The 13237-nt window shown below is 67.8% G+C and carries 8 protein-coding genes; 4 read left to right on the forward strand and 4 right to left on the reverse strand.

Annotated features, from left to right (window positions below; all coding sequences use genetic code 11):
- Positions 1 to 42: 42 nt before the first annotated feature.
- The gene (locus KV203_RS18780; RefSeq protein WP_157079922.1) at positions 43 to 2181 is read right to left on the reverse strand and encodes a putative bifunctional diguanylate cyclase/phosphodiesterase; all 2139 of its coding nucleotides are present in this window, start codon (positions 2179 to 2181) and stop codon (positions 43 to 45) included.
- Positions 2182 to 2443: 262 nt separating this feature from the next.
- On the opposite strand from KV203_RS18780, the gene dcd reads away from it, so the two are divergent.
- Both dcd and KV203_RS18790 read left to right on the forward strand, forming a co-directional pair.
- Positions 2444 to 3016, forward strand: coding sequence for a dCTP deaminase (gene dcd / locus KV203_RS18785; protein WP_066473587.1), 573 nt, complete (start codon positions 2444 to 2446; stop codon positions 3014 to 3016).
- Positions 3017 to 3187: 171 nt separating this feature from the next.
- Entirely contained in the window at positions 3188 to 4693 is a 1506-nt protein-coding gene (locus tag KV203_RS18790; RefSeq protein ID WP_306303596.1) for a sugar transferase, read from the forward strand.
- Positions 4694 to 4726: 33 nt separating this feature from the next.
- Here the strand turns inward: KV203_RS18790 and KV203_RS18795 are convergent, their stop codons facing one another.
- A complete protein-coding gene (locus KV203_RS18795) occupies positions 4727 to 5260 on the reverse strand; it encodes a YdcF family protein (RefSeq protein ID WP_066473584.1) in 534 nt (177 codons plus the stop codon).
- Positions 5261 to 5616: 356 nt separating this feature from the next.
- Between KV203_RS18795 and KV203_RS18800 the strand changes: the two genes are divergently transcribed.
- Entirely contained in the window at positions 5617 to 7017 is a 1401-nt protein-coding gene (locus KV203_RS18800) for an Hsp70 family protein (protein WP_246600263.1), read from the forward strand.
- Positions 7018 to 7045: 28 nt separating this feature from the next.
- Here KV203_RS18800 and KV203_RS18805 read toward each other — a convergent pair whose 3' ends face one another.
- Together KV203_RS18805 and KV203_RS18810 are read right to left on the reverse strand one after the other, a co-directional pair.
- Entirely contained in the window at positions 7046 to 8344 is a 1299-nt protein-coding gene (locus KV203_RS18805; RefSeq protein WP_373279251.1) for a YibE/F family protein, read from the reverse strand.
- 291 nt (positions 8345 to 8635) lie between these two features.
- On the reverse strand, positions 8636 to 9877 hold the full coding sequence (locus KV203_RS18810; RefSeq protein WP_066473575.1) for a pyridoxal phosphate-dependent aminotransferase: 1242 nt from the start codon (positions 9875 to 9877) through the stop codon (positions 8636 to 8638).
- Positions 9878 to 10038: 161 nt separating this feature from the next.
- On the opposite strand from KV203_RS18810, the gene KV203_RS18815 reads away from it, so the two are divergent.
- Positions 10039 to 12996, forward strand: coding sequence for a (Fe-S)-binding protein (locus tag KV203_RS18815; protein ID WP_066473684.1), 2958 nt, complete (start codon positions 10039 to 10041; stop codon positions 12994 to 12996).
- The last annotated feature ends 241 nt before the right edge of the window (positions 12997 to 13237 follow it).

A 13237-nucleotide genomic window follows, 5' to 3' on the forward strand; every position in this document is an offset into this window, starting at 1 on the left:
TATCGTCCCGCTCGCCGGCGCGGCACCGGGCGTCGCCGGCGATCAGCTCCGGCTCGGTGCATATAGACTCGCCGACCGGCGAAGCAGCTCGGCGATCACCTCGGGCGGCTTCGGCTGTTGGAAGTACCAGCCCTGCGCGGTATCGCAGCCGAGCCCGTGCAACTGCCGCGCCTGGCCCGGAGTCTCCACCCCTTCCGCGGTCACCGCGAAACCCAGGGTGTGAACCAATCGGACCACCGCCTCGACGACCATCAGGTCGCGGCGGTTACCCGAATCCGGCGCCCCCACCTGGTCGACCAGCGGTCCGGCCAGCTTCACCGTGTGCAGCGGCAGCTGCGCCAGCGCCGGAAGATTGGATGCACCGCTGCCGAAGTCGTCCACCGCGATGTGTACCCCGAGGCCGGCCAGCCGGTTCAGCGCGGTCAGCAACTGGTCGGTCAGGTCGGTGAATGCGCGTTCGGTCAGCTCCAACTGCAGCCGATCCGGCCGGACGCTGCTCTCGGTCAGGATCGCGCACACCCGATCGGCCCAGCCCAGGTCCGCCACATCGGAGGCGGCCACGTTGACGCTCACCATCGGCGCATGCTGCGGCTGCTCGTCGTACCAGCGCCGCTGATCCCGACACGCGCGATCGAGCACCCAGGCATCCAGCTCGGCGAGATGCATGACGTCGACGCCGGGATCGAGGAACTTCGCCGGTGGCAACAGGCCCAACCGCGGGTGCTGCCACCGCACCAACGCTTCCACCGCGACAATCGCTCGGTCGGTGAGCCGCACGATCGGCTGATAGAAGACGATGAACTGGTTTCGCTCCAACGCGGCGTACCGGGCCCGGCCGGCCCGTTTCGCCCATTGCATGCCGGTATCCGCCGCCCAGAGCAGATCCTCCCCGGTCGCGCAGTTCTCGTCGCGCTCCATCACCCCGACACTGGCGGTCACCCGGACCCGCCGCCCGGCCAGCTCGAACGGCTTGGTGAACGCGTCCAGCACGGTCGCGGCCAGCTCGGCCAGCGCCCCCTCGCCCGACAGATCCGGCACCAACACCGCGTACTCGTCGCCGGACAACCGGGCAACCAGGTCCTTCGGTTCGGCACACGCCCGAACCCGCGCGCCGGCCTGCCGCAACAACTCGTCGCCGGTCGCATGTCCGTAGCGGTCGTTCACCGCCCGGAATCGATCGAGCCCGACCAGCAGCAGTCCCACCCGAGCCTGCTTGTCGGCCAGCGCCTCGTCCGCGGCCGCGAAGAATCCGCGCCGATCCGCGAGGCCGGTGAGTTCGTCGGATCGCCCGGTATCGGCAGTGTCCGGGTCGGGCTGTTCGGTCTCGAGTTGTTCGGTCTCGAGTTGCTCGATATCGGGCTGTTCGGTCGATACCGCCGATGCAACCAGGCAGAACAACCGCTCGCCGTCCGGCTCCGGCAGGGCCGTGACGGTCAGGTCGGCGCGAACGGATTCACCGTCCGGCCGCCGATACCCCCGCCGCACCGCGAAGCGGTCGATCTCACCGGCGACCAACGCCGGGTAGCGACCCGGTGTCGGCGCGTCGTCGTCGTCCGAGCCGAGCAGGTCGGTCACCGTCACCGAGTCGGCCAGGGTGTCCACCGGCTGGCCGAGCAACGTGGCAAACGCCGGGTTCACCTGGACGAACCGGCCAGCCGGGTCGGCCACCGCGAGCCCGACCCCGGCGTGCTCGAAAACCGCCCGCGGGCGGTCCTCGGTGACCACCCCCGCGTCGACAGCGTTCTCGGTAACAACACCCTCGTCCGGAGCCGGATCCGGCGCAGCACCGACGGCCGTACCGGTCGCCGCCAGGTCGAGCAGCGAGGTCCGCAACGCGGTCACGTACCCCGTCGCGAACGCCCCGAGCAGATCGCTGCGCCGCTCGGCCGAGACCGGCACCACATCGGTGAAGTAACGAGCGAGCAACGTCATCGTGGCACCGAGCGCGTCGTCGCCGACGAAGCCGGCCCGAGCCATATCCCGGCCGAGTGCGTGCACTCGCTCCGGCTCACCGTCGGTGGACCGGGCCGCGCCGTCCAGCTCGGCGGCGATCCGGTCCAGCAATTGCCGACCGTCGATCCGGTCCGCCGGCCGGACCTGATCACCACCGGCGATAACGACGTTGTGCCATTCCTCGGCGAGCGTGACGTGCGCAGCGTCGTCGCTCGACCGGTCCCTCACGTTCGCCTCCACAGGGCGAATGGTAGTCGGTACACGGAACCGGGCTCGCGGTCGCTCGGGCGGCACCGACGGCCCCTGGCCGCGCGCCCGCCGCCGGGCCGTACCGCGAGCTCGAAACCGCACGCTACCACCGACTTCGCGACCCCCACAGCTCGCTGTGCCGGGGGTCGACTCGCGCCGGTCTCGCAAACCCAGGGCGAACGTTTCCGGCGCCCCAGCCGGCCGGATCGGGCGCGGTGGGGCGCCGAACTAGGCTCACCTCGTGCTGCTCTCCGACCGCGACATCCGCGCCGAGATCCGGGCCGGCCGACTCGCTATCGATCCCTTCGAGCCGACCCTGGTTCAGCCGTCGAGCGTCGACGTCCGGCTGGACGGCCTGTTCCGCGTCTTCAACAACACCCGCTACACCCACATCGATCCGGCGCAACGCCAGGACGAGCTGACCACGCTGGTCGAGCCGGCGGCCGGGGAACCGTTCGTGCTGCACCCGGGCGAGTTCGCGCTGGGCTCCACCTTGGAACGATGTGCGTTGCCCGACGATCTCGCGGGTCGACTGGAAGGTAAGTCCAGCCTGGGCCGGCTCGGTCTGCTCACCCACTCCACCGCCGGATTCATCGATCCGGGGTTCGCCGGACACATCACCCTGGAACTGTCCAACGTGGCCAATCTGCCGATCACCCTCTGGCCGGGGATGCGGATCGGCCAACTCTGCCTGATCCGGCTCTCCAGTCCGGCCGAGCATCCCTACGGCAGTGCCGCAGCCGGCTCCAAGTATCAAGGCCAACGGGGCCCCACGCCGTCGCGGGCGTACCTGAATTTCGAACTGGCGGAGTAGGCGCCTGCCCTGCCTATACTCCACCCGAAGTCGGTTAGTCCGAGAAGAACAAACCAAATGTATGAAACACTTCTCTATCCACTACCGGATGCGTGGAATGAGCCCTAGTATCGGGTCCTGGACGGCTTCGTGAAAGCTGTCGACCAGATTCCGACAAGGGTGGTGCGCCGAGTGAAATCTCAGGTCCGAGACGAGGATCCGCTCGGCGCGATGCGCACCACGGCACCAGCGCGATCCGTGCGACAACGCTGGCAGGCCCGCCTGGGCAGCCGGTTGTTGCTCACCGACGTCGCGGTGGTGCTGGGGGCGGTCGGGCTGGCCCAGTTCGCTCGCTTCGGCGCCATCAGCGACGCCGACCTGTCCCGGATCGGCACCTCCCGAAGCGTCTCCTACACCATCGTCTCCGCCCTGTTCGCCGCGCTCTGGCTGGGCTTTCTCTCGCTGCAGAACTCCCGGTCGGCACGGGTGGTCGGCGGCATCGAGGAGTACCGGCGCATCGTCTCGGCGACCTTGCAGATGTTCGGGCTGATCGCGATCGTCAGCCTGATCGCCAAGGTCGACATCGCCCGCGGCTATCTGGCCGTGGCCCTGCCGGTCGGCCTGGCCGGCCTGCTGCTCGGCCGCGGCCTGTGGCGCCGCCACGCGGTCGAGCAACGGACCAACGGCGCGTATCAGGCACCGGTGCTGGTGGTCGGCGGGGAGTCCGCAGCCCGTGCCATGGCCGCGGCCTTCGCCCGCGACCGACGGGCCGGGTACCGGGTGGTCGGTCTCTGCACCCCGGCCGGAGCGGTCGACGGCGAGGAGCACATGGACATCGCCGGCGACCAGGTACCGATCGTCGGTACCGACACGTCCATCCTGGCCGCGATCGAGCAGACCGGCGCAGACACCGTCGCCGTCACCGCCACCGACTATCTCAACCCGTCCCGGATTCGGCAGCTGGTGTGGGATCTGGAATCGCTCGGCGTGGACCTGATCGTCACCCCGGGGGTCGAGGACGTCGCGCTGCAGCGACTGGCCAGCCGGCCGGTCGACGGCACCCCGATGCTGCATCTGGAAAAGCCGCAGTACAGCCGGGCGACCTCGTTCAGCAAGACGGCATTCGACTTCTGCTTCGCGGTCGCGGCATTGATCGCGGTGGCGCCGGTGATGCTCGTCGCCGCGATCGCGGTCAAGCTGGGGAGTCGCGGCCCGATCTTCTACCGGTCGGAGCGGATCGGGCTGGACGGCAAGCCGTTCAAGATGATCAAGTTCCGCAGCATGTACGAGGACGCCGACCGGCACCTGTCCGCGCTGCTCAACCAGAACGAAGGCGCCGGGCCACTGTTCAAGATGCGCAACGACCCCCGGATCACGCCGGTCGGCCGGATCCTGCGCCGGTACAGCCTGGACGAGTTACCCCAGTTCCTCAACGTCGTGCGGGGCGAGATGAGCGTGGTCGGGCCACGCCCACCGCTACGGCGTGAGGTCGAGGCCTACAGCGGCTTGGTTCGCCGCCGGATGCTGGTCAAGCCCGGCCTGACCGGACTGTGGCAGATCAGCGGGCGATCCGATCTGGACTGGGACGAATCGGTTCGGCTGGATCTCAGCTATGTGGAGAACTGGTCGATGTTGCAGGACCTGGTGATCATCAAGAAGACGCTGGGTGCGGTCACCCGGCCGGCCGGCGCGTACTGAATCAGGTCGCCGGCGAACCCGCCCGGCCGGCGGTCAACACTTCTCCAGTACCGCGCGGGCGTAGCCGAACGACTGATAGATGTAGTTGAACGCCCAGACCTGCGGCGACAGCCGGGACGGCACCGCGGCCATCGTGATATCCCCGTCCCAGCAGCGGCCGATGATGTAGCGCGACCGCGACACGTGCGGGGTGAAGGTGACGACGATGACCCGGTGCCAGCCCTCCTGTTCGGCCCGGCGGGCGATCTCCCGACCCTCGCCTCGGGTGGTGCCCGGATCCGGACGGAAACAACTGACCCGGAAGCTGTAGCCGCCATGACAGATCCGGCTCATCAGCGAGCTGTAGGCGTACGGATTGGAGAAGACCACCTGCGGCGCCCAGCCCGCCGCGGCCAGCTGCAGGCCGAGTTCTTCCCTACCGTCGTGCGCTCCGCCGAGCACCACGATCGCATCGGCTCGGGCGAGCGGGTCGGCCTGCGGCCGGACATACACCGGCCACAGCGCAACCGTGATCGCCACCGGGACCACCGCCACCGCCAGGTACCGATATCGCCGCCGTCGCCACATGACTCGACCGTATCCGGTTCCGACATCAGGACCGCGATATCAGTCTGCGATGATGTGAAACCAGTCACATCGGCGTGTCCGTGATAACGTCTGTGGCGTCGGATCGTGTACTGCATCTCGCCGAGATCGACCCGCAGCCGATTCTTTACCGCGGGAGGGGTCGGGCCGGATGCGGCGAGTTGCCTACGACGCGCCGTCCCACCACAGATCAATGCAGAGTGCGCTTTTCGATTGTCGAGCTGTTGGCGGAAACGCAACCCGAAATGGGGGTTGGAACACCGGGTGATACCCGTTTAGTCTCAGATTGAGAACATGCGGGTCGGGTTTACCGCTCACCGGTTCGGGTGATCCGGTCGATGACCACGACGAGATGGGCGTTGATGAATTCGGTGCTTGGAGTTTCGGTAGGCGCGGGAGCAGTGCGCCTCGCTCGACCGCTTCCGGGCATCTCCAGCCTGGTGCCGGAGTCGTTCGAGCTGCAGGAGATCCCGGTCGGGATGCAGCGTGCCGAGGAACTGACCGCGGAGGCCGTCGGCGTCGACCTGGCGACCCACCGGCCGGCAGCGACCACCGCGATCGCCTATCGCAGCCTGCAGCATGAACGCGCGCTGAACGCGGCGATGGACCGGCAACGACTGGCCGACTACCAGTTGGTGCCGGAGATCTCGGCCATCGTGGCGTACCTGGCGGCCGCCGGCGAACTGGACGGCCTGGATACCGTCGCCGTCTACGATCTCGGCGCGTCCGGCCTGTCGGTCAGCGTGATCGATGCCAATACCCGCGAGGTGCTGTACGCGGAACGAACCTGCGAGATCAGCGGCGACTACTTCGACGTGCTGATCCGCGAGCATCAGATCGCAGCCGGCCGGACCACCCATCCGTTGGACGCGACCGCACTGGCTGCCCTCGACGATCTGTGCCGCAACGCGAAAGAGCAACTGTCGATCTCCAGCGCCGTGGCGTTGCCCTGGGAGGACGGCGTCGTGCTGTTGTCGCGGGAGAACTTCGAGGCGCTGATCACGCTGGCGATCGAGACGTCGGCCCGAGTCACCCGGGACGTCATCATGCATTCGGGCCGGCAGGTGCAGGCCGTGTTTGCGGTCGGCGGCGGAGCGGGGATCCCGCTGATCAGCCGGGTCCTGCGGAAATGGCTGAACACCGCGGTCGTGGTCCCCGAAGGCCCGGAAACGGTCGCGGCCCGGGGCGCGACACTGCTGGCGCAAGCGCTGCCTCGGCCCACCCGCGCCACCCCGGCTCCGCCGCCACGTGCACCGGTTGCGGCACCGACCGCACCGTCGGCCGGCAGCAGCAGACGCGAACTGAGCAGCGCCGGCCTCGCCGTCGGGGCGCTCGCCGCCGTCGCCGCAATCGGACTCGCGCTCGGCTACGGCGGCCAAGTGCTGGAGCGGGGCTCCGGGACGGCGGAGGCACCGACCAGCGTGGTACCGACCACTCCGCCCCGCACCACCACGATGGAACCGTCCAACGCGGTTGCCCCGATCAAGTCGGCGACCGACGCGACCGCGCCACCGGCTGCCCCGGCCGCCCCGGTCGTCACCGCTGACCTACGGACCGCGAACAGCGTCCCCGAAGCCGCGACGCCGGCAGCTCCGCAGTCCGCGCCGGAACCCGAGCCGGGGCCGAACACCGTCAGCATTCCCGGTCTCCCGCCGGTGGTGATACCGACCCTGCCCTCCGGCCCGATCCTCCCGCCGCTGCCGCCACTACCGGTGATTCCCGGCTTGACCGGCGGCTGAGCCGGCGTAGGCGGGCGACCCGGGCGGATCAGCGCGCGTGCCGGCCCCGCGGCGCGGATACCGCCCGCTGACCGAACGGCCGGGCCAGCAGCACCGCAATCGCCGTGGTCAGCGGCACCGACAGCGCCAGCGCGATACCGCCGACGGCGGACCTGGCGATCTCGATGGCGATCGCATCCCCGGTCAGCACATCGCGGATCGATCGGCCGGCGACGCTGAACAACAGCAACAACGGCAGCGCTCCGCCCGCGTAAGCCAGCACCAAGGTGTAGACCGTACTCGCGATGTGATCACGCCCGACCCGCATCGCCGACCGGAAGATCTGTCGGCGGCCGGCCGCCTCGTTCAACGCCGCGAACTCGAAGGCGGCGGATGCCTGGGTGATCGTGACGTCGTTGAGCACGCCCAGGGAGCCGATGATGAATCCGGCGAGCAGGAGCCCGGTGATGCTGACCTGCTGCAGGTAGACCTGCACATTGGTGTTCTGTTCTTCGGACAGGCCGGTCAGCCGGGTCGCCGCGATCGCCAGCCACGACAGTCCGGCGGCGAGCAGCATCGACGACAACGTGCCGAGCAGCGCCGAGCTGGTGCGCAGATTCACCCCGTGCGCCAGGTACAACACGGCGTAAAGGATCAATGCGCCACCGACCAGCGCCACCGGGATCGCCGGTTTGCCGTCCAGCAGCGCCGGCAACAAGAACAGCACCAGGACGCCCAACGCGAAGCCCAGGCCGAGCAGCGCGCGGAATCCGCGACCGCGCGCCACCAGGATCACGACCACGGCGAAGGCCAGCACGATCCACAACAGCGCCCAGCCCCGGGAGTAGTCGTCGAACGCGTAAAGCGCCCGACCGGCCGGGTCGGTCTGCCGGACCAGCCGAATCCGGTCGCCGGCCGCAAGATCCGGCTGACCGGGCCCGGGCGCGATCTCCAGCCACACCGAACTACCGGATTCCGGGCCCGAGTCCAGCACCACCCGGGAGCGCTGACATTGGTAGGCGCTGTTCGGCGGCGGCACCGGCGAACCGGCGAGGACCTGCCCGGCCGACGGTGAACCGCAGGCACCCAGGCTCTGCTCCACCACCTGGCCGGACTCGGTATGAGCCGCGCCACCGCCTTGCGCTTGGAACGGGAGGGGGATGTCGACCTGCTGCCGCTGCGGCCACAGCACGATCGCGCCGATCACGGTGATCAGCCCGATCAGCACCAACAGCCCGACGACGACTCGTTTGGCGGTATCGCCGATGGCGATCGGGCCGTGGTGCGTGTGGTGATGCGCATGATCGTGCGCTGGCCGGTTCACCGAACCCCGGGAGTGGTCGGACACAGGTCCAGGGTAGAGCGCGGCCGGACGAGGTTCGGGCCGCCGGGCTGCAGAACACGAAGAAAACCAGACATCAACCCGGAAAACTCCGACATTTCGGAGGAAAGTTTAAGAGGGTGGCGGAGAGCAGGGGGGATGTCCCCGCCACCCGATCGCGACCGCCCAGGGGGGGTAGGCGGTCGAGACCGGCACCGTGAAGTGCCGAGTATCAATGTAGCGCGGGATGATCGATCGTGCCACCTGAGTACGTTTTCCCGTGAGGTTTCAGACGAATGCCGGTTTCTGCGCGGTACGCTACTGCACGTAGCTCGCCAGAAAGTTCCCCAACCGCTCGATCGCGACGGCGAGATCGCGGGCCCACGGCAACGTGACGATCCGGAGGTGGTCGTGACCGGGCCAATTGAAACCGGTGCCCTGAACCACCAGAATCTTCTCCTGCAACAACAGATCTTGCACGAGCTTTTCGTCGTCGTGGATCTCGTACACCTCGGGATCGAGCCGCGGGAAGGCGTACAGGGCACCCATCGGCTTCACACAGGAAACTCCGGGAATCTTGTTCAGCGCCGACCAGGCCACGTCGCGCTGCTCCAGCAGCCGGCCACCCGGCAGAATCAGATCCTCGATCGACTGATGCCCACCGAGCGCCACCTGGATGGCGTGCTGCGCCGGCACGTTCGGACACAGCCGGGACGACGCCAGCAGGTCGACGCCCTCCAGGAAACCCGACGCATGATCTTTCGGCCCGGTGATCGCCAGCCAGCCGGAGCGGTAGCCGGCCACCCGATACGCCTTGGACAGGCCGTTGAACGTCAAGCAGAGCAGATCCGGCGCCATACTCGCGAGCGCGATGTGTTTGGCATCGTCGTAGAGAATCTTGTCGTAGATCTCGTCGGCCAACAGCAGCAGCTGATGCCGACGGGCGATCTCGACCAACTGGGTCAGCACTTCGGCCGAGTACACCGCGCCGGTCGGATTGTTCGGGTTGATCACCAACAAGGCCTTGGTCTTCGGCGTGATCTTCGCCTCGATATCGGCGATGTCGGGCTGCCAGGCGTTTTCTTCGTCGCACCGGTAATGCACCGGGGTTCCGCCGGCCAAGCTGGTCATCGCGGTCCACAGCGGATAGTCCGGCGCCGGGATCAGCACCTCGTCGCCGTTGTTCAACAAAGCCTGCATGGTGATCGTGATCAGCTCGGACACTCCGTTGCCGAGGTAGACGTCGTCCACGTCCAGCTCCGGGAAACCGGGTACCAGCTCGTACCGGGTGACGATCGCCCGGCGCGCCGAGAGAATCCCCTTGGATTCGGAGTAACCCTGCGAGTACGACAGCGCGGCGATCATGTCCCGCATGATCACGTCGGGCGCGTCGAAGCCGAACGGCGCTGGATTGCCGATATTCAGCTTGAGGATCCGATGCCCCTCGGCCTCGAGCCGGGCGGCGTGCGCGTGTACCGGTCCGCGAATCTCGTAGACAACGTTCTGCAACTTCGTCGACTGCTCGAGCGCGCGTGGCTGCTGGTGGTTGTGTGGACTCACGGGACTATGGTGCCATCGCCGTCCAGGGATTTTCCGACCCGGACGGCAGCCGGGTGCGGCGACAGCGCGCGGCGGCCCGACCCGACGGATAAGGCAATACTCACACCCCGTCGAAGATCGCCGGGCGGTAACTTAACTTCTGGCTTTTGTACAGCGTTCACATGGAGGTACCGGTGCTGATAACGCTGATCATCGGATTGGCGGGAACGCTCATCGTCCTGGCGCTGGCCGGCCGGCGAATCCTGTGGCTCTACCGACTGATCTCGTCCGGCCAGGCGGTTTTACGCCCGGTCAGATTCGACGATGTCGGCGCCCGGGTGGTCGTCGAACTCGAAGAGGTCCCGGCACAGCGCAAGCTACTGAAATGGACCGTGCCCGGGATCGCGCACTTCTTCACGATGTGGGCCTTCCTGATCATGGCCACGGTGTATCTCGAAGCATACGGCGCGTTGTTCGACGAACACTTCGAGATCCCGCTGCTCCGGCGCGTGCACTTGGCACCGATTCTCGGTTTCCTGCAGGACTTCATCGCGATCGCCTGCGCGATCTCGCTCGGCGTGTTCGCGATCCTGCGTATTCAGCAGGCCCCGGAGCGGCAGCAGCGCAAGTCCCGCTTCTACGGCTCGCATACCGGCGGCGCCTGGCTGATCCTGTTCATGATCTTCAACGTCGTGTGGACGATGTTCGTGTTCCGCGGCGCGGCCGCGGCGGCCGACCACTTCGACAACAGCGGCGCGTTCTTCTCCAACGCGATCGGCCGGCTGTTGGAGCCGTTGGGCCAGCACACCAACGAGGTTCTGGATCGGGTCGGTCTGATCGCCCATATCGGCGTGATGCTGATCTTCCTGCTGATCGTGCTGCACTCCAAGCACTTGCACATCTTCGTGGCCCCGGTCAACGTGGCGTTCAAGCGGCTGCCCGACGGGCTGGGTCCGCTGCTCCCCGTGGTCGACAAGGGCGAGCCGGTGAACTTCGAGGACCCGCCGGAGGATGCGGTACTCGGCCGGGGCAAGATCGACGACTTCGCCTGGAAAGGCTTCCTCGACTTCGCGACCTGCACCGAATGCGGCCGCTGCCAGTCGCAGTGCCCCGCTTGGAACACCGGCAAGCCGCTCAGCCCCAAGCTCGTGATCATGAACTTGCGCGATCACATGTTCGCCAAGGCGCCGTACCTGATCGAAGGTGCAACGGTTCCCGAGGGGGCCGAGTTCGACTCGTCCGCGGCGCAACCGTTGGCCGGGCACCACGTGCCCGAGTCCGGTTTCGAGCGAGTCGGCGGCTCCGGTCCCGAGCAGGCACTACGTCCCCTGGTGGGCACCGCCGAGCAGGGCGGTGTGATCGACCCGGACGTGCTGTGGAGCTGCACCACCTGCGGTGCGTGCGTGAATCAGTGCCCGGTGGACATCGAGCACATCGACCACATCGTCGACATGCGTCGTTATCAGGTCATGATGGAGTCCGAGTTCCCCGGCGAGCTCGGCGTGCTGTTCAAGAACCTGGAAAACAAGGGCAATCCGTGGGGCCAGAACAACTCCGGCCGGCTGGATTGGGCCAAGGACCTGCCGTTCGAGGTGCCGGTCTACGAAGGTGATCTTGCCGACGAGGTCGAGTACCTCTACTTCGTCGGCTGTGCCGGCGCGTTCGAGGACAAGGCGAAGAAAACCGCGCAGGCGACCGCCGAGCTGCTCTACCGCGCCGATGTGAACTACGTCGTGCTGGGTACGAGCGAGAGCTGCACCGGCGACTCGGCGCGACGCGCGGGCAACGAGTTCTTGTTCCAGCAACTGGCGCAGCAGACGATCGCCACCCTCGATGACGTGTTCGAAGGCCGGGCGGAACCGAACCGCAAGATCGTCACCACCTGCCCGCACTGCCTGAACACCCTCGGTCGGGAATACCCGCAGCTGGGCGCAAAGTACGAGGTGGTGCACCACACTCAGCTGCTGAACCGGCTGGTCCGGGACGGCAAGCTGGTGCCGGTGAAGCCGGCCGACGGCGCCGCCACGGTCACCTATCACGATCCGTGTTACCTGGGCCGGCACAACAAGGTGTACGCGCCGCCGCGCGAGTTGATCGCGGCGACCGGCATGGTGCAGACCGAGATGCCGCGGCATGCAGACCGCTCGTTCTGCTGCGGCGCCGGCGGGGCCCGGATGTGGATGGAAGAGCATCTCGGCAAGCGAGTGAACCTGGACCGGGTGGACGAAGCGATATCCACGCTCGGCGCGACCGGTTCGGTCACCGACGGCGCCGGCACGGTCGCTACCGGCTGCCCGTTCTGCAAGGTGATGGTGGACGACGGACTCACCCAGCGGGCCGACGAAGGCACCGGGGTGGGAATCGGCGTCCAGGACGTCGCGCAGTTGCTGCTGGAAGCGGTGCAGCGGGGGGAACCGGAGCTACCGCAACACGCGCCGAAGATCATCAGTCGGCCGAAGCCGAAAGCCGAACCGGAACCGGTGGCCGAGCCCGACCCCACCCCCGCCGCGCCGGCAGCCGCCCCGGTCGCAGCTGCCTCGGCCGGCAAGGGCCTGGCGATGAAGGGCGCAGCAAAGCGGCCCGGAGCCAAAGCACCCGGAGCGAAGGCGCCGGCGGCGCCGGCGGCCGCCGAGCCGGCAGCGCCGGTCAAGGGCCTGGCGATGAAGGGCGCAGCAAAGCGGCCCGGTGCCAAAGCCCCCGGAGCCAAAGCACCAGGCAAGCCGGCGGCAGCGGCGCCGGCCGAGACGTCCACGCCGGCCGCACCCCCGGTCAAGGGCCTGGCGATGAAGGGCGCAGCAAAGCGGCCGGGCGCCAAAGCCCCCGGAGCGAAAGCACCAGGCAAGCCGGCGGCAGCGGCGCCGGCCGAGACGTCCACGCCGGCCGCACCCCCGGTCAAGGGCCTGGCGATGAAGGGCGCAGCGAAACGACCGGGCGCCAAAGCACCCGGCGCCAACGCACCCGGAGCGAAAGCACCGAGCACACCGGCGACAGCTCCCGTCGCAGCGGCGCCCGTGACCGACGATGCGGTTCCGGCGGCGGACGCGATACCCGACGAGCCGGCCGAGGCTGCGATGCCGACCGCCAAACCGGGCGGTCTCGGCTTCAAGTCCGGCGCGAAGGCCCCGGGCAAACGAAACTGACCTGTCCGGACTGATCTACGGCGGCTGCCGGTGGCGATTTTTTTCGCGAGCACCGGCCGCCGCCGTACTTTTTTTCGCTCCGGCAGCGGTTGGCGCGCGGCACAATCCGAAAAACGTTACAGTTGAAAACACACCGATTTGTCGAGTGATCGATATACAAATGTGCTGGCGGACTTCCGATTAGCTCGCATAGGGGTCACGATTCGGCTACGCTCAGTCCGTCCAAGTTGTCGTGTCCCCG

The organism is Skermania piniformis (assembly GCF_019285775.1).
GTDB classification, from domain to species: Bacteria; Actinomycetota; Actinomycetes; order Mycobacteriales; family Mycobacteriaceae; genus Skermania; species Skermania pinensis.

What these genes read in the sequence shown, in the direction of transcription:
- KV203_RS18795 (WP_066473584.1), bottom strand. Translation starts at nt 5,260, where the DNA reads ATGTGGCGACGGCGGCGATATCGGTACCTGGCGGTGGCGGTGGTCCCG.
- KV203_RS18800 (WP_246600263.1), top strand. Translation starts at nt 5,617, where the DNA reads ATGACCACGACGAGATGGGCGTTGATGAATTCGGTGCTTGGAGTTTCG.
- KV203_RS18815 (WP_066473684.1), top strand. Translation starts at nt 10,039, where the DNA reads ATGGAGGTACCGGTGCTGATAACGCTGATCATCGGATTGGCGGGAACG.